Below are 24876 nucleotides of genomic sequence, written 5' to 3' on the forward strand. Positions count from 1 at the left end.
AGCGCGGGGCAGACCGCGAGGAACCGGGGACATCATCATGAAGCAACTGAACTTTTTGCGCCTACCCATGTTTGGCGCGATGGCTTGTCTTGCGACGGTTGTAGCCGCAGCACCAGCCAGCGCGGGCGAGGATGGCCTCGTCGCGGCGCAGAAAGCGGATATCCGAGTTGCTGCCGCGCCTGCGGCCGATACCCGTCTTTCCCTGCTTCTGGGCGATCAACGCGACGCGGGCCAGATTGTTCCCGCCGTGGCTGATGGTGATGCGCTTCCTGCCGCTGCCGATCGGGGGCTGAAGACCGACATTAGCAACGGCAAGCAGGATTACGACGTTCTGTTGGCATCGCAGCCTTCTGCGAAGGGCGATGCCCAATGGGAATGCCTTACCGAGGCGCTTTATTTCGAAGCGCGTGGTGAATCCGTGAAAGGGCAGTTCGCGGTTGCCGAAGTGATCCTGAACCGGGTGGATAGCCCGGACTATCCCGATACCATCTGCAAGGTGGTGAACCAGGGAACCGGCCGCAAATATGCCTGCCAATTTTCCTATACCTGCGACGGCATTCCGGACACGGTCAATGACCAGCGCTCTTGGAACAAGCTGGGTCGGATCGCCGAGATCATGATCGAGGACGGCCCGCGCGAGCTGACCGCCGGCGCCACCCATTACCACACCACCGCCGTGAACCCGTCCTGGGCCGGGCGCATTCCCCGCACGGCCGCGATCGGCGCGCATCTGTTCTACCGCGAGGCCACCCGCACCGCTTCGAACTGAGACGCGAGCCGGGCGTCAACGGCTTGCCGGGCGGGCAGGGGAAGGTTAGATGCCCCATGCCCGCAAGCCCGGAGTGGCCAGATGACCGATGAAACCCGCCAGGCCTTCGCGCACCCTCGGGCGCGCGCCGCGGCGACCGCCGACACGCTTCGGGACCGTATCCTGCTTGATGACCATGTGGTCGAGGTGGAAATCGGCGCCTTCCGCGCCGAACGCGGCGCCACGCAGCGCCTCGCCTTCGACATCGTGGCCGAGCTGCGCCCGGCACCGCCGGCGGGCGACGATGTGGACCGCATCCTTTCCTATGACCGGCTGACCGAGGCGGTGTCCGACGCGCTGGCCACGGAGCGCCTCGATCTGCTCGAGACCTTGGCCGAGCGCATCGCCGACCGCATTCTGGCCGAGCCGCAGGCCGAGCGGGTCTTCGTGCGCATCCGCAAGCTGGACCGCGGCCCCGGTGCGTTGGGGGTGGAGATCGTCCGCTCCGGTCCGAGCAGCGTGTCGCCCAGCGCCGCGCCGCGCCCCGTCGTGGCGCTGATCTCCGCCGAGGCCGCCGCACGGCCCGAGGACTGGCGCGAGGCGTTGCTGGCCGAAACCGGCCCGTTGGTCTTGTGCGTCGAAGCGGCGCGCGTTGCGCCCGACGTGACGGACGCCGCCGCGCGGGGCCGGATCGAACTTCTGGAGCTCGACCAGGCCGCGTGGCGATTGTCGGCCCTGCTCCCCGAGATCGAGGTGCGCGATAATCGCACCGAGCTGGACTGGGCGCAGCGCAAGGGGGCACCCAGCCTGTGGGCGCCGACGCGCATGGCTGTCTCGGCGGTCGCCGGGCCGAAGAGCACGACAGGCGCGGATCTCGCGGCCTGGCTGGCCGAGACCCTCGATGCGCGGGAAATCCTCCTCGTGGGGGCTGCGGCCCCCTCGACGGATCGACCGCTTCGGTCGCTCGGTTCGGCATGAGGCCGGTGGTACCGTTGCCTCTCTGGCCGCTGGGGCCTGAGCGTGGCCTGCTCCTGGCTGGCATGACGGGGCTGCGCTTTGCGCATGCGCTCGATCATGAGGGACGAGAGATCACGGCCCAAGGGCTCGACGCAACGACGATCGAGCGACTGAGCGCGCCGCGCCCGAAGCTTTGCGGGCTTTCGCTCGACCGGCCGCGACTGATGGGCATTCTCAACGTCACCCCCGACAGCTTTTCCGATGGCGGCGACCATGCGGGCCATGCCAATGCGGTGGCACGGGCGCGGGCCATGGTCGAGGAGGGGGCCGAGATCCTCGATATCGGCGGCGAATCGACCCGGCCCGGCGCGCAGGCGGTGGCGGTGGACGAGGAGATGGCCCGCGTGGTCCCGGTGGTGGCCGCATTGCGCGCCGCCGGTCTGACCGTGCCGATCTCCATCGACACCCGCAATGCCGCCACGGCGCGCGCGGCGCTTGCCGAAGGCGCCGACATGATCAACGACGTCTCGGCCCTGACCCATGACCCGGGAATGGCCGGTGTCGTGGCCGAGGCGGGCGTGCCGATCTGCCTGATGCATGCCAAGGGCACGCCGCAGGAGATGCAGCGGGCGCCGCGCTACGATGATGTGCTCGCCGAGGTGATGGATGCGCTCGGCGACCGGATCGACGCGGCGGTGGCGGCGGGAATCCCGCGTGACAGGATACTGGTCGATCCGGGGATCGGCTTCGGCAAGCATCTCGGCCACAATTTCGCGCTTCTGCGATCCCTCACCGCCTTTCACGGTTTCGGCCTGCCGCTATTGATCGGCGTCTCGCGCAAGCGTTTCATCGGTACGATCGGCGGTGCCGAGGCGCCGAAGGATCGGATGCCCGGTTCGATCGCGGTGGCGCTCTGGGCGGCGCGACAGGGCGCGCAGGTGATCAGGGTGCATGACATAAAAGAAACGCGGCAGGCGCTCGACCTGCAGCACGCATTGATGAGGGAAGAGCCATGACACGCAAGCTGTTCGGCACCGACGGGGTGCGCGGTACCGCCAATACCTGGCCGATGACGGCCGAGGTCGCGCTCAGGATCGGCGCCGCCGCCGGGCGCTATTTCCGCAATGACGGCTCGAACGGCCACCGCGTCGTGATCGGCAAGGACACGCGGCTGTCCGGCTATATGTTCGAGAACGCGCTGACCGCCGGTCTCACCTCTACTGGCATGAACGCGCTTCTGCTCGGGCCGGTGCCGACCCCTGCGGTGGGGCTGCTGACCCATTCCATGCGCGCCGATGTGGGCATCATGATCTCGGCATCTCACAACCCGCATCATGACAATGGCATCAAGTTCTTCGGGCCCGACGGTTTCAAGCTCTCGGACGAGGCCGAGGCCGAGATCGAGGCTTTGGTGGCAGGTCAGGTGGAGCCCGCCAAGGCTGCCAATATCGGCCGCGCCAAGCGCGTCGATGACGGCCGTTTCCGCTATGCTGAGCGGCTCAAATCGACATTTCCGCAGGGCAAGCGGCTCGACGGTCTCAAGGTGGTGATCGACTGCGCCAACGGTGCGGCCTACAAGGTCGCCCCCGAAGTGCTTTGGGAGCTGGGCGCGACGGTGATCCCGGTGGGGGTGGATCCCGACGGCACCAACATCAACCAGAATTGCGGCTCCACCGCGCCGCGCCACGCGGCGGCACGGGTGCTGGAGGAAGGGGCGGATCTGGGCATCTGCCTCGATGGCGATGCCGACCGGGTGATGATCATCGACGAAACCGGCCAGATCGCCGATGGCGACCAGCTGATGGCGCTGATGGCCGGGCGCTGGGCGGCGGAGGACCGGCTGCGCGGCGGCACGCTCGTCGCCACGGTGATGAGCAATCTCGGGCTGGAGCGGTTCATGACCGCGCGCGGGCTGAAGCTCGAGCGCACCAAGGTCGGCGACCGCTACGTGGTCGAGGCGATGCGGCGCGGAGGCTGGAATCTGGGCGGCGAACAGTCGGGGCACATCGTGATGACCGACTACGCCACCACCGGCGACGGGCTGCTGGCGGGCCTGCAATTCCTCGCGGCGATGATCGAGAGCGGGCGCCCCGCTTCGGCGCTGGTGCGCCAGTTCGAACGCGTGCCGCAGCTGTTGAAGAACGTGCGCTACGCGCCCGGTCACGATCCGCTCGATGCGGCGGCGGTTAAGAAGGCGATCGCCGAGGCCGAGGGGCTGCTGGATGGCAAGGGACGGCTGCTGATCCGCAAATCCGGCACCGAGCCGCTGATCCGCGTGATGGCGGAATGCGAGGATGACGCCCTGCTCGTCCAAGTGGTCGAGGGCATCGTCGCCGAAGTGCAGTCGGTCGCCTGAACTCAGCCGGCCGGGGCCGCGCGGGCGAACAGCGCGCGCAGGTTCCGGCCCTGACTGAGGCCGAGCCCGGCGAGGATCAGTGCCAGCGCGACGAAGAAGCGCCAAGGCAGCGCCTCGTCCAAGGCCAGCGCGCCGATCGCCATCGACCAGACCGGCACCTGGTAATTCACCAGCGTCATGAAGACCGATCCGGCGGAGCGGATCACCGTGACCCGGATCAGCGCTGCCAGAGCGGTGGGCAGCAGTCCGAGAAACAGAAGCGCCGCGCCGGGGACCGCGCCGGTCCAGCCCGGAACGCCCTCCGTGAGCAGCATCACCGGCATCAGGATCACCGCGCCCACCGCGAGGCTGAGTGCGGTCAGCACCACGCCATCCAGAGGCGGACAGCGCCGGGTGAGGATCGAGGCCACCGCGTAGGAGAACGCCGCGGCGAGGCAGGCGATCTGCCCCCAGGCCGACAGTCCGGCCCCCGGCACCAGCACCCCGGGGCCGATCAGGATCAGCGCGCCCAAGAATCCGACACTGACGCCCGCGGCCGAACGCCAATTCAGCAACTCGTCCGAGAACAGCGCGGCCAGCGGCAACACGAAGAGCGGCAGCGCCGCCATGGAGATGCCGGCGAAGGCCGAGGGGACGTATTGCTGCCCCCATGCCAGCAGCAGGAAAGGCAGCGCGGTGGACAGCGCGCCGATCGCCACGAGATAGCCCATGAGGCGTCCCGAGAGCCGCGGGACCCGCCGTCCCATGGCCCACATCAGCGCCAGCATGGCGACGGCGCCGAGCGTGGTGCGGGCGCAGGCCACGGTGACCGGCCCGTAACCGTCGAGCGCCACGCGCACCACGGCGAAGGTGCCGCCCCAGATGAGGCCGAGAAGGAGGATGGAGAGCCAGTCGGCGGTGCTTGGTTTCGCGGTCATGATGCCGGTTCAGCACGCGCGACCGGTATTGTCTATGACCTATGATCAGCACCGATCGGTGTAGGAATCTGCAAGTGGCGCAGGATGGATGCCGTAAATCTATGCAGGCCCTTGTAACGTGGGCTCACATCCTCCGGATGTGCATCGTTAGAAATTTCGTGTGCCTCACGTGAGTATCACGGAGCCGTTACCAAGCGAGGCATGGGGACATATCGTCATGGTTGAAGTCTGTGCGCCTCGGGCCTTTGGGAAGGTGCGACTCAGCTCCCGGGCGGGCCCTCCTGCACATCACCCCATACAAGGGGGAAATGGGCTCACGAGGCCGGATCGTCCTTGTGATGTTACAGCACTCGCGCCGTGAATGGGCAAGGCGCAGCCTGTGAATACGGGTCGCAGAACCCGAATCTATTCAGGGAAGGTCCACCACCATGTATGGGAAACTCCTAGCGGCGGCATTGCTCGCCACGACGGTCACCGGCGCAGAGGCGATGATCGGTGACAATGCCTTCACCTCGCTCGAGCGGATCAGGGCGCAAAGCTCGCTGATCGATGTCGGGCGGGTCAGGTCCGAAGGCATGGGGATGGTCGAAATCTACAGCATGAATTCGGATGGCACGCAGACGCTTCTCGGCAGCCAGCCGGTCCATGCCGGTGCCAACAACAACGTGCGGGTCCATATCGGCCACCCGGTGCAGCGTGACATCGTTGCCGTGCTCAGGGTCGACGGCCAGGTCGTCGCCACGCGCGAGTTCGACGTGATCAGGCGTTGAACCGGCGATACGAAGCGCTTCGACGGGGCCGGCCTCACAGCCGGCCCCGATCGTGTCAGGCGCGCAGTTCGGCGTGTCAGGCGCGCAGTTCGGCGTGTCAGGCGCGCAGTTCGGCGGTCGCGCGGGCCGGTGCGGTCGACTCGTTGGCAGCGGCGTAGCGGGTCGCGGCCTCCTGAGACGAGGGCTTTGCCTCGACCTTGCTGATCTCGGGGACGGAGGTGGGCGTCTGGCCGATCGACTCGACCACCGCACTCTGGCGATCCCGGTTCTGGGCGGCGATTGCCTCCGCGCGGGAACGCGCGATGTCGTCGATCGCCTCGTCCTCGGCTTCGAGTTCGGCGCTGCGGGCCGTCGCCGCCGCCGGTTCCGCGCGATTGGCGCTGGCAGCGGCGCCGCTCGATTTCTCGGAGGATTCGACTGCTTGTCCGCCAGCTACCGAAAGGCTGGACTGGGTGTTCGAGTTGGTGGCGACGGCCACCGCGTTCTCGGGGTCGTTCGCCGCCGCGGTTTCAATGTCGTCGTCGTCGATTTCCACCTCTTCGGCGTCTTCGATCTCCTCTTGGGACGAAGTTGCCGTGCTGCTCTGAGATTCTTGCAAGAGCGAGGAAGTGACGGAATTGATCGTTGAAGAAAGCGAGCCGATCATCATGGTTACTCCTACTGGTAATGCAGGAAGCAATTCGCCGGGAATTGTGGCCAGAATGCACCGAGACGATGTCGAACGCCGAGGCCTATACCAACGCGCCAAACCTATACGAAATATCGGAAATTTCGAGCGACACAAGAAATAGGGGCGCCGCGTGGCGCCCCTTGACGTGTTCGTGTCGATCGGAGGCGATCAGTTGCGCGCCTTGTCGACCATCTTGCCCTTGGAGATCCAGGGCATCATCGCGCGGAGCTTCTCGCCGACCTGCTCGATCTGGTGCTCGTCGTTGAGACGGCGGGTCGCCTTGAACATCGGCTGACCGACCGCGTTTTCCTGCATGAAGTCGCGGACGAACTTGCCGTTCTGGATGTCCGTCAGCACGTCCTTCATGCGCTTCTTGGTCTCCTCATAGGGGAGGACGCGCGGACCCGAGACGTATTCGCCGTATTCGGCGGTGTTCGAGATCGAGTAGTTCATGTTGGCGATGCCGCCTTCATAGATCAGGTCGACGATCAGCTTCACCTCGTGGAGGCACTCGAAATAGGCCATCTCGGGCTCGTAGCCTGCCTCGACCAGCGTTTCGAAGCCCATGCGGATCAGTTCGACGAGGCCGCCGCAGAGCACGGCCTGCTCGCCGAACAGGTCGGTTTCGCATTCCTGGCGGAAGTTGGTCTCGATGATGCCCGAGCGGCCGCCACCGATGGCGGAGCAGTAGGAGAGACCGATCTCCATCGCCTTGCCGGTCGCATCCTGATGCACCGCGACGAGGCAGGGGACGCCGCCGCCCTTGACGTATTCGCCGCGCACGGTGTGGCCCGGTCCCTTGGGCGCCATCATGATGACGTCGACGCCGGGCTTGGGCTCGATCAGGCCGAAATGCACGTTCAGACCGTGTGCGAAGGCGATGGCAGAGCCTTCCTTCAGGTGGTCATGCACATGCTTGCGGTAGGTCTCGGCCTGCAGTTCGTCGGGCATGGTGAACATGATCACGTCGCACCAGGCGGCGGCTTCCTCGATGCCCATGACCTGCAGGCCCTCGCCCTCGGCCTTGGCACGCGACGGCGAGCCTTCGCGCAGCGCCACGACGAGGTTCTTGGCGCCGGAATCGCGCAGGTTCAGCGCATGGGCGTGGCCTTGGGAGCCATAGCCGAGAATGGCGACCTTCTTGTCCTTGATCAGGTTCACGTCGCAGTCGCGGTCGTAATAAACGCGCATGATGTCGTCCTCTCGTTCTCTCATTCGCCGGGGCGGGGATATCTGGAGGCAACATGACCGAGCTGCGATGCGGTTACGAGGAGGGGCTACATGAAAATCATGCCAATATCGGGCCTATCATTCGTCAAGTTGGCCTGATACGCGATTTCCATGCGTGACGACACCGACAGACGGCTTCTTCGCCTTTTGCAGGAGGCGCCCGATCTTTCCACCGCCGAGCTCGGGGAGCGCGCCGGGCTCACGGCGATGCGCTGCGCCCGCAGGCTGGCGCGGCTGCAGGATGCGGGCGTGCTGCGTGGCAGCCGCGCGGTGATCAACTGGAAGGCGCTGGGCTTCGAGGTGGCGGTGAGCCTGCGCGTGACGCTCGACAAGACCCAGCCGCGCGCCTTCGACGAATTCCTCGCGCGGGCCCGCGAAGTGGCCGAGGTGATCGAGATCCAGACCTTTCTGGGCCGTGTCGACGTGCGGCTTCAGCTGGTGGCGCGGGACCTCGACCATTACCGGGTCGTGTACCGCGAACGCATCCTCGCGCTGCCGCATATCGCGGATATCGAAAGCCTGATGACGGTAAGCGTGGTGAAATCCGACGAGAAGTTGCCTCTATGACCGATCTCGACGCCATGGACCGGGCCCTGCTGCGCGCGCTTGCCGAGGATGCCGCGCGGCCCGCCGCGGATCTGGGCCGCGAGCTAGGCCTGTCGCAGCCCGCGACCTGGCGGCGCATCAAGCGGCTTCGCGACATCGGCGCGCTCAAGGGCCGCCGCCTCGATCTCGATGCCGCGGCGCTGGGCTTCGGCGTCACCGTGTTCCTGGGGGTCAAGCTCGCGAGCCGCGGTCGCGCCAGTCTCGAGGATTTCGAACGCGCGGTCTGCGCGATCCGCGAGGTGCAGACCGTCGAGCACGTGCTGGGCCTCTACGACTACCGGCTACGCGTCGTGGCGCGCGATCTCGAGGATTTCGAGCGGGTGCTGCGTCGGCGCATCATGACCTTGCCGGGCATCGGCCCGGTCGAGGCCAACGTTCTGCTCTCGGAGGAACGTCTGCCGGGCCCGCTCTAGCGTCCGGCCCCCAGTCCGAGCCGCATGAGCCTGCGTCTTAGCGGCGCGATGTCATGCATAAGGCCAAGCCCGAACCCACGCAGCCCCTGCGCCCACGGCCCGCCCGCCATGGCGATCCGGTTCAACGCGTCGATCCCGTGCTCGCGCAGCGCGATGTCACCGGCCCGCCTGCGGGCATAGACATCGAGCATGGCCGCGTCGCCCAGACCCTCGGGGCGTGCCGCCGCGAGATCCACGAGACAGGCGACATCGGCAAGAGATGTGTTCAGCCCCTGCGCGCCGATGGGCGGCATCACATGCGCCGCCTCGGCCACCAGGGCCACGCGCCTCGCAGTGAGCGCGCGCGCGGTCTGCATGATGATCGGCCAGCTCTGCCTCCCGGTGACGAGATGCAGCCGCCCCAGCGCCCGCTCGGAGCGCGCCGTCGCCTCGATGTCGAAATCCGAGATGGGCAGTGCCGCGAGCCGTTCGACTTCGCGCCCCGGCTCCATCCAGATCACCGCCGATGAGGGCTTTCCCTCGTGATCGGGCAGCGGCACCAGCGTGAACGGCCCGCCAGAGCGGTGGATTTCGATCGAAACGTTGTCATGAGGGCGTTCATGCGTGACCGCGAGGGCCAGTGCCTTCTGCCCGTAGCGCCGCGTGCGTACTTCGATGCCACAGGCCTCGCGCACCGCGCTGTTCCGCCCGTCGGCGGCGACGACCAGCTTCGCGGCCACCCGGCTGCCGTCGGTGAGGCGCACCAGCGCCCGGTCCTCGCGCGCGGTCAGCCCGGCAAAGCCCGTGCCGGCGCGGAATTCCACGTGGTCCATGTCGGCGATCCGCGCCGCCATCTCCCGGCGCAGCAGCCAGTTCGGAAGGTTCCAGCCAAAGGGCAGGGGACCGAGATCTGCAGCATCGAAATCGCGACTGACCGGCGCGTCGCGCCCGGCCTCGACGATCCGCATCACTTGCAAAGGCGTGGCATGAGGCGCCAGCCGATCCCAGAGCCCGGCCGCATCGAGCAGGTCGCGGGCAGGCTGCAGGAAGGCGGTGGACCGCAGGTCGGCGCCGCTGTCCTCCATCGTTCGGACGGGTGGCGCCGGATCGACGCAGAGCACCGAAAAGCCGCGCGCGCCGAAGGCGGCCGCGGCCGCAAGCCCGGCAATGCCGCCGCCGGAAACGAGAATGTCGATGGTCCGTGTCATGAGGCTGAGATAGGCCGGGGTGGCCCCGTGGGAAAGCTTAAGGGGCCAGCTGCGACACAAAGCCCGCCAGATCGTCGGTGTGGTAGTGGATATGGTCGGCGCGCAGTGTCTCGGCCGGGCCGACCAGCACCGTGCGCATGCCCAAGGCATGCGGCACCGCGAGGTTGCGCGGGTCGTCCTCGAACATCGCGCCCTGATCGGGCGCCAGACCGTCGAGCGCAAAGACCGCCTCGAAGGCGGCGCGCTCGGGTTTTGGCACCAGCCCGGCATGTTCGACCCCGTAGACCGCGTCGAAGACCCCGGTAAGCCCGCGCGCAGCGAGCACGCGCTGCGCATAGGGGCGGGTACCGTTTGTATAGACGACGCGCCGTCCCGGTAGCGCGGCGATGGCGGCGGCGAGGCCCGGATCGGCCTCGAGGCCGTCCATGTCTATATCGTGTACGTCGAGCAGGAAGTCATCGGCGGGCAGCCCGTGCTCGGCCATGAGCCCGGCCAGCGTCGTGCCGTAGCGGGCCCAGTAATCGGCGCGCAGCCGGTCGGCCTCGGTCGCCTCGACGCGCAACTCGCGCATCATCCAGGCCCGCATCCGCGCCTCGATCTGGTCGAAGAGCCGTGCCCGGGGCGGGTAGAGCGTGTTGTCGAGGTCGAAGACCCAGGCACGGACATGGGAGAACTCGGCGGCGATGTCGGTGAGAAGGGCTGTCATGGCCGCGACCCTAGGCGCACGGGCGCAGAGCAGCAAGGCGGGCACGGCTTGAACCTCGGACCGCGGCGGGGGTATCGTCGCTCGACCCATGGGAAGGCCGCGGATGCAGGATACCAGACCCTCGCAGAAGGACGCCTACGGGCTGATCCTCGAATCGATCGACAGCGGCATCTACCGCCCTGGCGACCGGCTGGTCGAAAGCGAGTTGGCGGATCGGTTCGGCGTGTCGCGCACCCCGGTGCGCGAGGCGCTGCAGCGGCTCGAGACCCAAGGCATGCTGACCCGCGACGGCCGTTCGCTGATCGTCGCCTCTCTCGATCACACGCAGCTCGCGGAGCTTTACGTCGTGCGAGGCGAGTTGGAGGGGCTGGCGGCGCGACTCGCCGCGCGGCATGCCGCGCCAGAAGAGGTGCGGGTGCTGCGCGACATGCTCGAAGCCGACCAGGCGCTGGTGAACGACCCCGCCGCGCTGGCCCGCGCCAATCGCCGCTTCCACAAGCAGATCCATCTCGCCAGCCATAACCGATTCCTGGTGCGGCAACTCGATCTCGTGCATCGTTCGATGGCGCTTCTGGCCTCGACGTCGCTCGCGGCGGAAGGTCGGGGGCGTGGCGCGCTCGAGGAGCATGCGGCGATCGTCGCGGCGATCGAGGCAGGCGACGGCGACGCTGCGGACCGGGCGCTGCGCGATCATATCAGCCACGCCTTCGTCACCCGGCTGAAGCTCGACGCGGCGAAGGTGGAGGCGGCAAAGTAAGCGGCGTGGTGGGGCCGAAGACGCCATGCCGCGTCTTTTCCCACAGGAATGGACGCCGCAGCACCTGCCACAGCGCGCGCCAGACCGCGATCGTCGCCAGCGGGAAATAGACCTGCAGCATCGGCGCCCAGAGCGCCAGCCGCGGCTGTCCGGCCCGCCGCGCCGCCAGCGCCGCGATCGCCCAGCTCACGCATTCGGACAGCGCGAAGACGAGGGCAAGCCCCCAGAGGGTTTCGGACCGCAGCCATGGCGACATCGGATGCGGCATTCCGAGGATCACAAGCCAGAACGACCATAGTACAGGGGCCAGTGCGAACTGCGCCAGCGTTCCAAGAAACAACACCTGGACCCCGAGAAAGCGCCAGGCGCCCAGCTCTCGCCAGAGCCGCCCGGGATCATGCATGGCGACGCCCCAACTCATGGCATAGCCCTTGAGCCAGCGTGACCGCTGCTTGATCCAGGGCCAGGGTCGAGCATTGGCCTCCTCAAGCGTGACGCTGTCGATCAGCTCGGTCCGAAAGCCGTGGCGCGCCAGCCGCACGCCGAGATCGGCGTCCTCGGTGACGTTGTGCGCGTCCCAGCCGCCGACCGCCTCGATCGCATGGCGGCGCAGGAACAGCGTGGTGCCACCGAGCGGCACGACGAGGCCGAGACGCTCCAGACCCGGCAGTATCACGCGAAACCAGCTTGCGTATTCGAGGGTGAAACAGCGTGCGATCCAGTTCGAGCGCGCGTTGTAATAGTCGAGAACGCCCTGCAGGCATCCGGTTCGGCGATCACTCGTCGCGAAACGCGCCACCACCTGCCGCAGCTGGTCGGCGGCGGGCGCGTCCTCGGCGTCGTAGATGCCGATGATGCTGCCGCGTGCGAAGGGCAGGGCGTAGTTGAGCGCGCGCGGCTTGGTGCGCAGGCGGCCCGTCGGCACGACCACGATCTGTGCCCAGCCCGGCAACGGCATGGATGACAGGGCTGCACGGGTCTCGGTATCGCAGGCCTCGAGGATCAGGCACAGGTCGAGCCGGTCGCGCGGGTAGTCGAGCCCGTCCAGCCGTTCCAGCAGCGGCACCAGCATCGCCCCTTCGCGGTAAAGGGGCACCAAGAGCGATATCACCGGCATGACATCGTCCGCGGGAAGCGCAAGAAGATGGTGGCGGGATGCAGATCTGAAGCTGGCCAGCGCAGCCGCGAGTTTCAACGCTGTATTGACGACAAGCGTCAGGGCGCAAAGCGCACAGAGCAGCGCGAAAGCGGCCCAGGGGGCCAGCGCCACCGACAGGGCAGTGACGCTCAGAGCGACCACGAGCAGCAGGCAAAGCGGTTTACGACCGACGATCCGGCAGCTTTGGTGCAGCGGCACCCGGGTTTCGGCGCGCAGCAGCAGTACAGGTTCCGCAAGTGGCAGCAGCGCCCGACGCAGCACCTCTGGGGCGCAGATCGCGCAGCGTGGGCGTCCGAAACCCGCGCGCTCCATTGCCGCGATGGTTTCGGGCTCGGGCGGCGTCGCGCAGAGGACGACCACGCGCCCGCCGATCCGGCGCCATGGCAACACCCCTAGCCGCAACGACCGCAACACGCCGAACCGGCGCAACAGGCGCGGATCGGGGGGCAGCGCGACCGGGTCGATGCGATCGGGCAAGGGCGGCGCGGAAGAGCCATGACCGGGCGCGCTTTGCGCCCGACCAAGCGGCGCGGGGGCGATCATCGGGCTCGCTTTCGCTGCGGAAGGCCGCCCGATGCTCGCCGCTCGCGATTAAGAAGCGGTTAACCCGCCTGGCGCGCCGCCATCGCTTCGGCGAAACGCTCGAACAGGTAGTAGCTGTCCTGCGGGCCGGGGCTGGCCTCTGGGTGGTACTGCACCGAAAAGACCGGCCGGTTGGTCATGCGGATGCCGCAGTTCGAGCCGTCGAAGAGCGACACGTGGGTCTCGATCACGCCGTCGGGCAGCGACTGGCTGTCCACGGTAAAACCGTGGTTCATCGAGGTGATCTCGACCTTGCCGGTTTCCTGGTCCTTCACGGGGTGGTTGGCGCCGTGATGACCGTGGTTCATCTTCACGGTCTGGGCACCCAGCGCGCGCGCCAGCATCTGGTGGCCAAGGCAGATCCCAAAGACCGGAATGTCGGACTGCTCGAGCACCGACTTGATCGCCGGGACCGCGTATTTGCCGGTCGCCGCCGGGTCGCCAGGGCCGTTCGACAGGAACAGCCCATCGGGGTTCAGCGCGAGGATCTCCTCGGCGGTGGCGGTGGCGGGCAGGACGGTGACCTCGCAGCCCGAGGAGGCGAGGCTGCGCAGGATGTTGCGCTTGGCGCCGTAATCGATGGCGACGACCTTGTGGCGCGGGTTCTCCTGCTTCTTGAAGCCGTCGGGCCACGCCCAGCGCATCTCGTCCCAGCGATAGGACTGGACGCAGCTGACCTCCTTGGCGAGGTCGAGGCCGACGAGTCCCTTGAAGTCACGCGCCTGCGCGACAAGTGCCTCGAGGTCGAACACGCCGTCGGGGTTGTGCTCGATCGCGACATGCGGCGCGCCCTGCTGGCGGATCGCCCGGGTCAGGCGCCGCGTATCGACGCCGCCCATGCCGATGCGGCCGCGCTTGGCGAGCCAGTTCGAGAGAGTGTCGGTGGCGCGCCAGTTCGACGGCTCGGTCGGGTTCCACTTGACGATCATCGCGGCGGCCACCGGATCGGCGGCCTCCTCGTCTTCCTCAGTGGTGCCGGTATTGCCGACATGCGGGAAGGTGAAGGTCACGGCCTGGCCCGCATAGGAGGGGTCGGTCATGATTTCCTGATAGCCGGTCATCGCGGTGTTGAAGCAAAGCTCGGCCACGGTGCGGCCCGGAGCGCCGAAGCCCTGCCCGTAGAACACGGTCCCGTCTGCGAGCGCGAGGCAGGCGGTCGGCTTGCCGGAAACATTATGCGGCATGGCGTCATTGCTCCTGTAGTGAAACCCGCCGCTACCTAGGGGCAGGGCTCGAAAGAATCAAGACGCGGCGGCACCCGGCGGCGCTTGTTGTCAGGCGGGCGCGAAACGGGTAGCTTGCGCGCTTGTGTCTGAAACAATCCGGAACGGACCAGATGACCCTGCGCGACAAGATCAACGCCTCCCTCAAGGATGCGATGAAGGCCAAGGAGGCCGACCGGCTGTCCACGCTGCGCCTCATCAACGCCGCCATCAAGGATCGCGACATCGCCGCAAGGGGCGAGGGCGAGGAGGGGCTGGTCCCCGACGAGGTGGTGCTGGCGATCCTCGGCAAGATGGTCAAGCAGCGCCAGGAGAGCGCGCGCGCCTATGACGAGGCGGGACGCATCGAGCTTGCCGAGAAGGAGCGCGCCGAGATCGCGGTGATCGAGGAGTTTCTGCCGCGCCAGCTGACCGAAGCCGAGACCGAGGCCGCGGTGAGTCAGGCGATCGCCGAAACCGAAGCGACCTCGATCCGCGACATGGGCCGGGTCATGGCAGCGCTCAAGGCGCGCTATACGGGGCGCATGGATTTCGGCCGGGTCGGCCCTGTGGTGCGCGACCGGCTCGGCTGAGCTCGCGGGAACGCGGTGCTGTGGCTTCGCGTTTGACGGTCGTCCAATCCATGGAGGACCGACATGCCTGCACAGTCCAAGTCACAGCAGAAGGCAGCCGGTGCGGCGCTTTCGGCGAAGCGGGGCGACACGAAGGTCAAGGATCTCAAGGGTGCCTCGAAGGAAATGTACGACGACATGAGCGAATCCCAGTTGGAGGATTTCGCGCAGACCAAGCGCAAGGGTCTGCCCGAGAAGAAGGGCTGAGACCACGCCGGATAGGTAATACGGCAAATGAAAAGGGCGGCTCCCGCATGGGAGCCGCCCTTTCGGCATCGAATGAGACCCGACTTAGCGTCGGCGCGGCTCGGATGTGCGAATCGGGATCGGGCGATATTCCGGCCGGGGCTGCGGCAGCAGTGCCCCGATCACTCCATCGAGAATGGCCCGGCCGGCTTCGGCCAGCTTGCGGATCGTTTCCTTCGGGGCGGTGTGCTTGGGCATATCGAATCCTCCGTTGTCATGAAAATGCCTATCTTCGGGTCGGAGTTCCATCGCGACGTAACGACGCGGCGTGCCGCGGGCGGATCAGCGCCGGGCGATCCGCGCCAGAAGGCGCTGGAGGTCCTCCGCCAATGCCCGCCTTTCGTCTTCCGGAAGAAACGCCCCCAGTTCGACCTCTCGTCCCGCGCCGCGCAGGGTGAGATAGCCGGGGACCGGTCTTTCGCCCTCATGCAACTGGAGTTCGACCCAGTAGGGATCGGCCTCCCAGACCCGGTCCGGGCGGCCGCGATCGCTGCGGGTCAGGCGAATGCGTCGTTGGCTGATCTCTAATCGCTCCAGCACTTCGCCGTCGCGGTAGCTGCGCGCCAGTGCCCACCAGACCGCGCCGACCGCCGCCATGAGGAACGGCAGCAGTGCCCACATCACCGGGGTGCCCAGCACCATCAGCAACGGGAGCGCGATCAGGGCCGCCGTGCCGCCGATGAAGGCGGCGAAGCCGCGCTTGGGCAGCGAGCGGTAGGGCCAGAGCTGCAACTCGGCTTCGACCGGGCCGGCTTCGGTCGGGCGTCTTGTCCACTCATGTGGCATCGCTTGCCTCTGGGTCGGGAAGAAAAAGGGCCCGGCGTTTCCGCCGGGCCCTGATCAACTGTCGCGGGCCGTGCCTCAGTGGGCGTGGCTGCGGTCCCAGTCGCTCTGCTTGGGGAGCGTCTCGAAGGTGTGCTCCGGCGGCGGCGAGGGCAGGGTCCACTCGAGCGTATCGGCGTACTCGTTCCACGGGTTGGCGAGGCCATGCACCTTGCCACGGGCGAGGGTGTAGAACAGCACCACGATGAAGAAGATGAAGGACGCGAAGGCGATGAAGGCGCCGATCGAAGAGACCATGTTCCAGGTGGCGAAGGCCTCCGGATAGTCGATGTAGCGGCGCGGCATGCCCTGGCGGCCGAGGAAGTGCTGCGGGAAGAAGGTGATGTTCGCACCGATGAACATCGCCCAGAAGTGCAGCTTGCCGGCCCATTCGGGAAGCATCTTGCCGGTCATCTTCGGGAAGTAGAAGTAGATCCCCGCGAAGATGCCGAACACGGCGCCCAGAGACATCACGTAGTGGAAGTGCGCCACGACGTAGTAGGTGTCGTGATAGGCGCGGTCGATGCCGGCCTGCGACAGCACGATGCCGGTGACGCCGCCCACGGTGAACAGGAACAGGAAGCCGAAGGCCCAGAGCATCGGCGTCTTGAACTCGACCGAGCCGCCCCACATCGTCGCGATCCACGAGAAAATCTTCACGCCGGTCGGCACCGCGATGACCATGGTGGCCATCATGAAGTAGGACTGCTGCGTCAGCGACATGCCGACGGTGTACATGTGGTGCGCCCAGACCACGAAGCCGAGCACGCCGATCGCCACCATCGCGTAGACCATCGGCAGGTAGCCGAAGATCGGCTTCTTGGAGAAGGTCGCGATCACGTGGCTGATGATGCCGAAGGCAGGGATGATGATGATGTACACTTCCGGGTGGCCGAAGAACCACAGGATGTGCTGGTAGAGCACCGGGTCACCACCGCCCGCGGGCTGGAAGAACGAGGTGCCGAAGTTGCGGTCGGTCAGCAGCATGGTGATCGCGCCGGCCAGAACCGGCAGGGCCAGAAGGATCAGCCAGGCGGTGACAAAGATCGACCAGGCGAAGAGCGGCACCTTGTGCAGGGTCATGCCCGGCGCGCGCATGTTGAGGAAGGTGGTGATGATGTTGATCGCGCCGAGGATCGACGAGGCGCCCGAGACGTGCACGGCGAAGATCGCGAGATCCATCGACATGCCGGGCTCTGAGGTCGAAAGCGGCGGGTAGAGCACCCAGCCCACGCCCGAGCCGTGCTGGCCATTGCCGCCCGGCGAGAACAGCGAGGCGACGCCCAGCGCGACGCCGGCGATGAACATCCAGAAGGAGAGGTTGTTCATGCGCGGGAAGGCCATGTCCGGCGCACCGATCTGCAGCGGCATGAAGTAGTTGCCGAAGCCGCCGAACAGCGCGGGGATGACGACGAAGAACATCATCAGCACGCCGTGATAGGTGATCGCGACGTTCCACAGATGGCCGTTCGGGGTACAGGCCTCGGTTGCGGTCGGCACCCAGGACCGCAGGGCGGTCGCGATCGGGTTGCCGCTGACGTTCTCGGTGCACATGAACTGCACGCCCGGCTGCATCAGTTCGAGCCGCATGTGGATGGTCAGCACCACCGACAGCAGGCCCACAGCGCCCGCCGCGAAGAGATAGAGGATCCCGATGTCCTTGTGGTTGGTGGACATGAACCAGCGGGTGAAGAAGCCCCGCTTGTCGTCATGCCCGTGGCCGTGGATGGCGGCGTCTGCCATGTGGCTCTCCCGAGTTTGGTTGCCTGACGGGCCCGCACGCAGACTCGCGCAGGCAATTGGCGTCCTTCTAGAAGGAGATGCTAGGCAGGGCAACGGTCACGGTGCCGCAGCCTGATCGCCTGAGAGCGCGCTCAAGGCTCGCGGTAGGGGGCAAGCGCGCGATTCTCCGAGCGGATCCGTATACAGAGCATCGCCGCATTGAGCAGAGTGAAGACAAGGGCCATCCCTTCTGACCCGAGCACCATGGGGGCGACGGCAATCTCGGCAGCCACGAGGACGTAGTTCGGATGTGAGATCAGCCTGAACGGACCTCGCGCCACCAGCGGCTCGCCCGTGACGATGACCCGCGTCGTCCATCGACGCCCCAGCGTCGCGAGAATCCAGACCCGGAACACTTGCAGGACAACGTATAATGCGAGCCAGCCCAGGCGCAGTTCCTGATCATGGCCGAACCAGACAAGCGCTAGGACCCAGGAGGCATGCAGCGCCACCATGAAGGGATAATGGGCGGCGCCATGTTCGACCGCACCCTTGGCGAGCAATCGTGCCGTGTTTCGCCGTGCGAGCCAGAGCTCGAAAAGTCGCTGCGATATGACGAAGCCGAGGAAAAATGCCGCGGCCACGGTCATTCGGCTCTTTCCAGCACTGCAAAAGAGGCCGTGAAGCCGGGTCCCAGCGCGCAGGCCAGCATTCGCCCCGTCTGGCCGGCGACCAGCACGCGCTCGAGCACGAACAGAACGGTGGGTGCGCTCATGTTGCCGCAATCATGGAGCACCGCCCGCTCGGCATCGAGACTGTCTGGTGGAAGATCGAGCGCGGTCTCGATTGCCTGCACGACCTTGGCCCCGCCGGGATGGCAGACGAAGCGGTCGATATCGGCCCGTCCCAGCCCTGCCGTCGCGAGCGCGCCGTCGACCGCTGGCGCGAAGTACTCGGCCGCAAAGCCCGGAATCGAGCGGTCGAAGATCACGCCGAGCCCGTCATCGTTCACGTTCCAGCCCATGACCCCCAGAGTGTCGGGCCACATGTGCTGATGCGCGGCTTTCAGGGAAAGGCGAGGCTCTGCGCCGCAGCGAACGGCATCGGTCGAAAGGCAGGCGGCAGCCGCGCCATCGCCGAACAGCACCGTCGCAATGATATCGGCTTTCTGGAGCCTGTCGGAGCGGAAAGATGGGGTGCAGGCCTCAACCACCACCAAAAGCACCTTCGCGCCCGGTTGCGCTTGCGAGAGACGCGCGGCTATCGCGAGCCCCGATATGCCGCCCGCGCAGCCGAGGCCGAACACCGGCACCCGCATCACGTCGCTGCGAAAGCCCATGCAACCCGCAAGCTGAGCTTCCAAGGTCGGCGTGGCGATTCCCGTCGAGGAAACGGTGATGACAATGTCAACCTCGTCGGCGCGCCAGCCCGCCTTCTCGAGCGCCGCCGTCGCTGCATCACGGAACATCTTCCGCGTACCTTCGAGGTAGATGTGGTTACGGTCGGCCCAGCCATGTGGCCGTTCGAACCATTCCAGAGGCGCAACCGACCAACGCCGGCCTATTCCGGCCTGTTCGAAACTCGGGATCAGCCGCTCGAAGTTCTCGAATTTCGGGCCCAGGACCCGCTGGGCGGCTTGGCGCACGAGGTTCTGCGGCAGTTCATGATCGGGGAGGGCCGTTGCCAGTCCTTGGATCGTGACGTCCATCGAGATTCTCCCCCGCCATCTGCGCTCCGGAGTGCCGCCCCGCAAGACTGCCGTTTCGTGGATGGAGCATCAGGAAAGGACGGATCTCGCTTTCTTCATAATGACGTGGCGCGCTGCAGCGTTCCATCGAAATGATCTCCGAAACTGCGCTCCAGCGCCGTGTCGAGATCGGCCATGGTCACCGGAAGTCCGAGATCGACGAGGCTCGTGACCCCATGCTCGGCGATGCCACAGGGCACGATTCCGGTGAAATGCGTCAGGTCCGGCTCCACGTTGATCGCCAGCCCGTGATAGCTGACCCATTTGTGCAGACGGATGCCCAGCGCCGCGATCTTGTCCTCCGCCACGGCCCCGGTAACGGTCAGCGGCTTGTCGGGGCGCTGCACCCAGACACCGACGCGGCCCTGGCGCAACTCGCCGGTGACGTTGAACTCGGCCAGCGTGCCGATGATCCAGCCCTCCAGCGCCTTGACGAAGGCCCGGACGTCGCGGCCCCGCGCGCCCACGTCGAGCATGACGTAGACCACGCGCTGGCCGGGCCCGTGATAGGTGTACTGGCCGCCGCGCTTGGTCTCATGCACCGGAAATCGGCCGGGATCGGTGAGATCGGCGGGCCGGGCCGAGGTGCCGGCGGTATAGAGCGGCGGATGTTCGAGCAGCCAGATCGCCTCGCGGGCCTCGCCCGCCGCGATCGCCTTGGCGCGGGCTTCCATGGCGGCCACGGCATCCTGATAGGGCGTCAGCCCATCGCTCACGATCCAGTCCACCATTGCCCGCGCTCCCGCTTCGATCCCGTCCCAGATGGGGTGGCGCGGCGCGGCCAAAAAGTCAAAGCAGCCGGGCTTTGCGATTTTCTCGGGGTTGACGCCGGGTCTGGCGATTTTCGCTCTTGCGCTTCCCCGAAGCCCAAGGCTATGAGGCCGCCATCCTACCTGATCACGTGCGGTCGTGGCGGAATTGGTAGACGCGCAGCGTTGAGGTCGCTGTGGGGTAACACCCGTGGAAGTTCGAGTCTTCTCGACCGCACCATTCAGGCAGGCCCGCCGGCAAGGCGGGCCGCCGGACCCCCCGAGACAGAACGAAGATCGACCTGCAGGGCCGCGGAAACGCAGGCCCTTTTTCGCGTCCGTCGCGTTCGTGGACAGCCCTTTGATATGTCCCTCCTGAGGGTGCTCGGTTTAGCGCGCGGCTGTCGCTTCGAGACCTTGCGATGTCGCCATGAGGCATGTCGAACTCCTTTTGTGAGAAAAAATTTTTGAAATACAACTAAAAGTTGTGCAAATTTTGGCCATTCGTTCCTGCGGCATCTCACCGCATTGCGACCTTCTAGACGCCTTTCATGCAGGGGCTTCATGCCGCGTTGCAGCGCAAGTGACTTAGCGTCATATCTCCGGATCGGCTATTCGGTTGCAATGCGGGGGGCAGCTTGTTTTAGTCTTGCTCGACAAGCGCGGAAACAAATCCGCCGGCACAACAACGGGGAGCGAGGCTTGGCCCAAGGCTCGAGTACGGAAGCGTTCGTGGAGTTCGAACGCGTGCAGAAAAGCTATGACGGCGAGAAACTCGTCGTTAAGGATCTCAATCTCTCGCTGCCGAAAGGCGAGTTTCTCACGATGCTGGGGCCATCGGGCTCCGGCAAGACCACCTGCCTGATGATGCTCGCGGGCTTCGAGACCGCCACGCATGGCGAGATCCGCCTCGACGGCAAGTCGATCAACAACATCCCGCCGCACAAGCGCGGCATCGGCATGGTGTTCCAGAACTACGCGCTGTTCCCGCACATGACGGTGGGGGAGAACCTTTCCTTCCCGCTCGAGGTGCGCAAGCTGGGCAAGTCCGAGCGCGAACAGAAGATCACCCGTGCCCTCGACATGGTGCAGATGGGCGAGTTCAAGAACCGCCGGCCGACCCAGCTCTCGGGCGGCCAGCAGCAGCGTATCGCACTGGCCCGCGCGCTGGTGTTCGAGCCCGAGCTGGTGTTGATGGACGAGCCTCTGGGCGCGCTCGACAAGCAGCTGCGCGAGACGCTGCAGTTCGAGATCACCGAGCTGGCGCACCGGCTCGGGATCACCGTGGTCTACGTCACCCACGACCAGACCGAGGCGTTGACCATGTCAGATCGCGTCGCGGTGTTCGACGACGGCCGGATCCAGCAGCTGGCGCCGCCCGACGAACTCTACGAGAAGCCGCAGAACAGCTTCGTCGCCCAGTTCATCGGCGAGAACAACACGCTTGAAGGCGTGGTCGAGAAAATCGACGCGACTTCCTGCCTAGTGCGGCTCGACGATGGCGAGGTGATCGACGCTCTGCCGGTCAACGTGTCGAAGGTGGGGGAGCGGACCCGTGTCTCGATCCGCCCCGAGCGGGTCGAATCCAACCTCGAGCGCCTGCATCCCGACGCGCACACGCTTCCGGCCACGGTGCAGGAGTTCATCTACATGGGTGACACCTTCCGCACGCGGCTCAAGGTCGCCGGGCGCGACGACTTCATCATGAAGACGCGTAACGCCCCCGACCAGCCGCGGCTGAAGCCGGGCGAGCAGATCCGCATCGGCTGGCTCGCCGAGGATTGCCGCGCGCTCGACGCCTGAAGTCGACCGCGCCACCGCGCCCCCGACGGGGCGCGGCAAATGCGGGGCGTCGTCGCCCGGACCGCGTCCCCCGTGAAACCAAGAACCGGGTAATCAACGGGAGTTCTACATGAACATCACACGTCTTCTCACCGCGACCACCGCGCTGGTGGCGACCGCCACCATCGCCGGGGCCGAAAGCCATGTCGAAATGGCCAACGAGATGACCATCGTCAGCTGGGGCGGCGCCTATCAGGAAAGCCAGCGCAAGGCTTATGTCGAGCCCTATCTCGAGGCCAATCCCGAGGTCACCGTGACCTGGGACGAGAGCTCGGCCGAGGCGGTCGCCAAGCTGCGCGCCCAGAACGAGGCGGGCAACGTCACCTGGGATCTCGTCGACGCCGTGGCCTCCGACGCCATGCGCCTGTGCGACGAGGGCCTCGCCATGGAGGTCGACCACGACGAGCTTCTGGCCGAGGCGCCCGACGGCACCGCCGCCTCGGACGATTTCGGCGACCTGATCGTCTCGGACTGCTTCATCCCGCAGATCGTCTACTCGACCACCGTCGGCTACCGCACCGACAACGCCGAATGGGAAGGCCGCACCCCCGAGGACATCTGCGCGATCTTCGATCTCGAGCAGTTCCCCGGCCAGCGCAGCCTCGAGAAGCGTCCGATCGGCAACATGGAATGGGCGCTGCTCTGCGACGGCGTCGCCAAGGACGAGATCTACGACGTGCTCGAGACCGAGGAAGGCCAGGACCGTGCCTTCGCCAAGCTCGACACCATCAAGGACAGCGTCATCTGGTGGTCGGCCGGCGCCGATACGCCGCAGCTTCTCGCCGATGGCGAGGTGGTGATGGGCTCGACCTATAACGGCCGCCTGTTCAGCCTGATCGCCGAGCAGGGCCAGCCGGTCGAGATGCTCTGGGACGCGCAGGTCTTCGATCTGGACGGCTGGGTCATCCCCGAAGGGCTCGACGAGCCGACGCTGAACCGGGTGAAGGACTTCCTTCACTTCGCCACCGACACCCAGCGTCTCGCCGACCAGTCGAAATACATCGCCTACGGTCCGGCGCGCCAGTCCTCGGCACCGATGGTCGACAAGCACGCCGAGCTCGGGATCGAGATGGCGCCGCACATGCCGACCGACCCGGCCAACTCGGAGAACACCTTCCTCTACAACTACGAGTGGTGGGCGGACTACCGCGACGACCTGGACGCCAAGTTCCAGGCCTGGCTCGCCCAGTAACGCCTCCGGCGTGACCGCATGACGGGGCGGGGCCGCCACGGCCCCGTCCCACCCCCTGATCCGGAGGCATGATGACCCACAGCGCGACGACACCCCCAGAGCAGCCGATGGCGGCCTTGCCGGGCGGCGAGGTGACCGAAGGCCCGATGCTGGCGGCCGATGGCACACCGCTCAAGGCCTCCCTGAAGCGCGCCCTCAGGCGCGAGAAGCTGCGCGCTCTTCTGCTGATCTCGCCGCTGCTGATCTTCATCCTCGTGGCCTTCGTCGGCCCGATCGCCGATATGCTGTTCCGTTCGGTCGAGAACCAGATCGTCTCGGAGACGCTGCCGCGCACCGTCGCGGCGCTGCGCGCCGAGGATACCCCCGAGGGCGAGGTGCCCGACGAGGAGGTCTTCGCGCAGCTCTACACCGACCTCGTGATCGCCGAGGAATACAAGATCCACACCCGGCTCGGCAGCCGGCTGAACTACGAGATGACCGGCGTGTCGTCGCTGTTCCGCAGCACCGGCCGCGATGTCGGCCGCTTCGACACCGACATCTACACCGACCAGTTCGTCGAGGCCGCCCCGGCGCTCGAGGACCCGGCCAACTGGGTCGCCTGGATGGAGGAGGAGGCGGTCCGCGAGGCGCTGCCGCTGACCGCCGACGCCTGGGACGAATGGGTCACCCTCACGGTCGAGGAGAACGAGGACGACCCGCTGGAGGAGGATGTCCCCGACTTCGTCTTCACCACACTCTACCGCGATCTCACGGCGGGGGCGACGCCGCCCGATGCCTTTCCCGATGTCGACGTCTCGGGCTTCGAGACGGTCTCGATAAAGGCGCTGTTCGAGGACTCGGACGAGGACTGGATGGACCCGCAGCTGTGGCAGCTGATCGAGACCTACAGCCCGGAATACACCGACGGCTACTTCCTCAATGCCGTCGACATGATGAACGGCCCCGACGGCGAGGCGCAGTTCCGCCCCGACGACCAGCGCATCTATCTCAAGCTGTTCTGGCGCACGATGTGGATGTCGATGGTGATCACCTTCTCCTGCATCCTGCTGGGCTACCCGATCGCCTACCTTCTCTCGACGCTGCCGCTGCGCTCGGCCAACGTGCTGATGATCCTCGTGCTGCTGCCGTTCTGGACCTCGTTGCTGGTGCGGACATCAGCCTGGAAGGTGCTGCTGCAGCAGCAGGGCGTGATCAACGACACGCTCGTGTGGCTCGGTCTCGTCGACAACTTCAACCGGCTGCAGCTGATCAACAACATCACCGGCACGGTGATCGCGATGACCCACATCCTGCTGCCCTTCATGATCCTGCCGCTTTATTCGGTGATGAAGACCATCCCGCCCTCCTATGTGCGGGCCGCCAAGTCGATGGGCGCGAATGACTGGACCGCATTCTGGCGGGTATGGTTCCCGCTCTCGGTGCCGGGCATCGGCGCAGGCTCGATCCTCGTCTTCATCCTGTCGATCGGCTACTACATCACGCCGGAGATCGTCGGCGGCACCGAGGGCGTGTTCATCTCGAACCGGATCGCCTACCACATCTCGTCGTCGCTGAACTGGGGTCTCGCGGCCGCCTTGGGCTCGATCCTGCTGGCTCTCGTGCTGGTGCTCTACTGGCTCTACGACCGCATCGTCGGCATCGACAACGTCAAGCTGGGAGGCTGA

26 protein-coding genes and 1 tRNA gene are annotated in these 24876 nt (G+C 66.4%); 14 read left to right on the top strand and 13 right to left on the bottom strand.

The genetic code is table 11. The features are described 5' to 3' along the window. Nucleotides 1-37 precede the first annotated feature (37 nt). The 4 genes from O4G76_RS06580 to glmM all read left to right on the top strand — a co-directional run bounded on the left by O4G76_RS06580 (nt 38) and on the right by glmM (nt 4061). Nucleotides 38-769: a cell wall hydrolase gene (locus O4G76_RS06580; RefSeq protein ID WP_269396565.1), complete on the top strand. Its 732-nt coding sequence runs from the start codon at nt 38-40 to the stop codon at nt 767-769. Between the two features lie 81 nt (nt 770-850). Then, nucleotides 851-1726 carry a dihydroneopterin aldolase gene (locus O4G76_RS06585; RefSeq protein ID WP_269396566.1) on the top strand — a complete coding sequence of 292 codons (876 nt, stop codon included), beginning with the start codon at nt 851-853 and terminating at the stop codon, nt 1724-1726. Further along, nucleotides 1723-2721: a dihydropteroate synthase gene (folP, locus tag O4G76_RS06590; protein ID WP_269396567.1), complete on the top strand. Its 999-nt coding sequence runs from the start codon at nt 1723-1725 to the stop codon at nt 2719-2721. Before O4G76_RS06585 ends, folP begins: the two co-directional genes overlap by 4 nt. Continuing rightward, on the top strand, nt 2718-4061 hold the full coding sequence (gene glmM / locus O4G76_RS06595; protein WP_085894583.1) for a phosphoglucosamine mutase: 1344 nt from the start codon (nt 2718-2720) through the stop codon (nt 4059-4061). The genes folP and glmM overlap by 4 nt, the downstream gene beginning before the upstream one ends. A 2-nt stretch (nt 4062-4063) precedes the next feature. On the opposite strand, the gene O4G76_RS06600 is transcribed toward glmM, so the two are convergent. Further along, entirely contained in the window at nt 4064-4978 is a 915-nt protein-coding gene (locus tag O4G76_RS06600) for a DMT family transporter (RefSeq protein ID WP_269396568.1), read from the bottom strand. 428 nt (nt 4979-5406) lie between these two features. On the opposite strand from O4G76_RS06600, the gene O4G76_RS06605 reads away from it, so the two are divergent. Continuing rightward, nucleotides 5407-5748, top strand: a complete 342-nt coding sequence (locus tag O4G76_RS06605) for a hypothetical protein (RefSeq protein ID WP_269396569.1) — start codon at nt 5407-5409, stop codon at nt 5746-5748. Nucleotides 5749-5845: 97 nt separating this feature from the next. Here the strand turns inward: O4G76_RS06605 and O4G76_RS06610 are convergent, their stop codons facing one another. After that, the gene (locus tag O4G76_RS06610; protein WP_269396570.1) at nt 5846-6397 is read right to left on the bottom strand and encodes a hypothetical protein; all 552 of its coding nucleotides are present in this window, start codon (nt 6395-6397) and stop codon (nt 5846-5848) included. A 189-nt stretch (nt 6398-6586) separates the two neighbouring features. Then, a complete protein-coding gene (gene ilvC, locus O4G76_RS06615; protein ID WP_269396571.1) occupies nt 6587-7633 on the bottom strand; it encodes a ketol-acid reductoisomerase in 1047 nt (348 codons plus the stop codon). A gap of 126 nt (nt 7634-7759) precedes the next feature. Between ilvC and O4G76_RS06620 the strand changes: the two genes are divergently transcribed. Both O4G76_RS06620 and O4G76_RS06625 read left to right on the top strand, forming a co-directional pair. Next, entirely contained in the window at nt 7760-8215 is a 456-nt protein-coding gene (locus O4G76_RS06620; RefSeq protein WP_269396572.1) for an Lrp/AsnC family transcriptional regulator, read from the top strand. Further along, nucleotides 8212-8667, top strand: coding sequence for an Lrp/AsnC family transcriptional regulator (locus tag O4G76_RS06625; protein ID WP_085894589.1), 456 nt, complete (start codon nt 8212-8214; stop codon nt 8665-8667). Before O4G76_RS06620 ends, O4G76_RS06625 begins: the two co-directional genes overlap by 4 nt. On the opposite strand, the gene O4G76_RS06630 is transcribed toward O4G76_RS06625, so the two are convergent. Together O4G76_RS06630 and O4G76_RS06635 are read right to left on the bottom strand one after the other, a co-directional pair. After that, on the bottom strand, nt 8664-9854 hold the full coding sequence (locus O4G76_RS06630) for an FAD-dependent monooxygenase (RefSeq protein ID WP_269396573.1): 1191 nt from the start codon (nt 9852-9854) through the stop codon (nt 8664-8666). The two genes, O4G76_RS06625 and O4G76_RS06630, sit on opposite strands and share 4 nt — an antisense overlap. Before the next feature lie 37 nt (nt 9855-9891). Continuing rightward, nucleotides 9892-10560: a pyrimidine 5'-nucleotidase gene (locus O4G76_RS06635; RefSeq protein WP_269396574.1), complete on the bottom strand. Its 669-nt coding sequence runs from the start codon at nt 10558-10560 to the stop codon at nt 9892-9894. Nucleotides 10561-10663: 103 nt separating this feature from the next. Here O4G76_RS06635 and O4G76_RS06640 point away from each other — a divergent pair, with 103 nt between their 5' ends. Further along, nucleotides 10664-11317, top strand: coding sequence for a GntR family transcriptional regulator (locus tag O4G76_RS06640; protein WP_085894592.1), 654 nt, complete (start codon nt 10664-10666; stop codon nt 11315-11317). Here the strand turns inward: O4G76_RS06640 and O4G76_RS06645 are convergent. Both O4G76_RS06645 and carA read right to left on the bottom strand, forming a co-directional pair. After that, nucleotides 11271-13019: a glycosyltransferase gene (locus O4G76_RS06645; protein ID WP_269396575.1), complete on the bottom strand. Its 1749-nt coding sequence runs from the start codon at nt 13017-13019 to the stop codon at nt 11271-11273. The two genes, O4G76_RS06640 and O4G76_RS06645, sit on opposite strands and share 47 nt — an antisense overlap. Before the next feature lie 59 nt (nt 13020-13078). After that, the gene (carA, locus tag O4G76_RS06650; RefSeq protein ID WP_269396576.1) at nt 13079-14242 is read right to left on the bottom strand and encodes a glutamine-hydrolyzing carbamoyl-phosphate synthase small subunit; all 1164 of its coding nucleotides are present in this window, start codon (nt 14240-14242) and stop codon (nt 13079-13081) included. A gap of 152 nt (nt 14243-14394) precedes the next feature. On the opposite strand from carA, the gene O4G76_RS06655 reads away from it, so the two are divergent. Both O4G76_RS06655 and O4G76_RS06660 read left to right on the top strand, forming a co-directional pair. Beyond that, nucleotides 14395-14853, top strand: coding sequence for a GatB/YqeY domain-containing protein (locus O4G76_RS06655; RefSeq protein WP_269396577.1), 459 nt, complete (start codon nt 14395-14397; stop codon nt 14851-14853). 63 nt (nt 14854-14916) lie between these two features. Then, on the top strand, nt 14917-15099 hold the full coding sequence (locus O4G76_RS06660; protein WP_269396578.1) for a DUF3008 family protein: 183 nt from the start codon (nt 14917-14919) through the stop codon (nt 15097-15099). Between the two features lie 84 nt (nt 15100-15183). Here O4G76_RS06660 and O4G76_RS06665 read toward each other — a convergent pair whose 3' ends face one another. The 6 genes from O4G76_RS06665 to lipB form a co-directional block, all read right to left on the bottom strand. After that, a complete protein-coding gene (locus O4G76_RS06665) occupies nt 15184-15336 on the bottom strand; it encodes a hypothetical protein (protein ID WP_269396579.1) in 153 nt (50 codons plus the stop codon). Nucleotides 15337-15420: 84 nt separating this feature from the next. Continuing rightward, nucleotides 15421-15924 (bottom strand): DUF2244 domain-containing protein, encoded by a 504-nt coding sequence (locus O4G76_RS06670; protein WP_269396580.1) that lies wholly within the window; start codon nt 15922-15924, stop codon nt 15421-15423. Between the two features lie 75 nt (nt 15925-15999). Then, nucleotides 16000-17703 (bottom strand): cytochrome c oxidase subunit I, encoded by a 1704-nt coding sequence (gene ctaD / locus O4G76_RS06675; protein ID WP_269396581.1) that lies wholly within the window; start codon nt 17701-17703, stop codon nt 16000-16002. 131 nt (nt 17704-17834) lie between these two features. Further along, nucleotides 17835-18332 (bottom strand): isoprenylcysteine carboxyl methyltransferase family protein, encoded by a 498-nt coding sequence (locus O4G76_RS06680; protein ID WP_269396582.1) that lies wholly within the window; start codon nt 18330-18332, stop codon nt 17835-17837. Next, nucleotides 18329-19390, bottom strand: a complete 1062-nt coding sequence (locus tag O4G76_RS06685; protein ID WP_269396583.1) for a type III polyketide synthase — start codon at nt 19388-19390, stop codon at nt 18329-18331. The genes O4G76_RS06680 and O4G76_RS06685 overlap by 4 nt, the downstream gene beginning before the upstream one ends. A gap of 95 nt (nt 19391-19485) precedes the next feature. Continuing rightward, nucleotides 19486-20160: a lipoyl(octanoyl) transferase LipB gene (gene lipB / locus O4G76_RS06690; protein ID WP_269396584.1), complete on the bottom strand. Its 675-nt coding sequence runs from the start codon at nt 20158-20160 to the stop codon at nt 19486-19488. Between the two features lie 172 nt (nt 20161-20332). Here lipB and O4G76_RS06695 point away from each other — a divergent pair. From O4G76_RS06695 to O4G76_RS06710, 4 genes are all read left to right on the top strand, one after another. Next, a tRNA-Leu gene (locus O4G76_RS06695) sits at nt 20333-20419 on the top strand. A gap of 491 nt (nt 20420-20910) precedes the next feature. Next, a complete protein-coding gene (locus O4G76_RS06700) occupies nt 20911-21981 on the top strand; it encodes an ABC transporter ATP-binding protein (RefSeq protein ID WP_373568013.1) in 1071 nt (356 codons plus the stop codon). A gap of 109 nt (nt 21982-22090) precedes the next feature. Beyond that, a complete protein-coding gene (locus O4G76_RS06705; RefSeq protein ID WP_269396586.1) occupies nt 22091-23212 on the top strand; it encodes an extracellular solute-binding protein in 1122 nt (373 codons plus the stop codon). 107 nt (nt 23213-23319) lie between these two features. Further along, a complete protein-coding gene (locus O4G76_RS06710) occupies nt 23320-24876 on the top strand; it encodes an ABC transporter permease (protein ID WP_269396607.1) in 1557 nt (518 codons plus the stop codon).

The organism is Limimaricola sp. G21655-S1 (assembly GCF_027213785.1).
Taxonomy (GTDB): Bacteria; Pseudomonadota; Alphaproteobacteria; order Rhodobacterales; family Rhodobacteraceae; genus Limimaricola.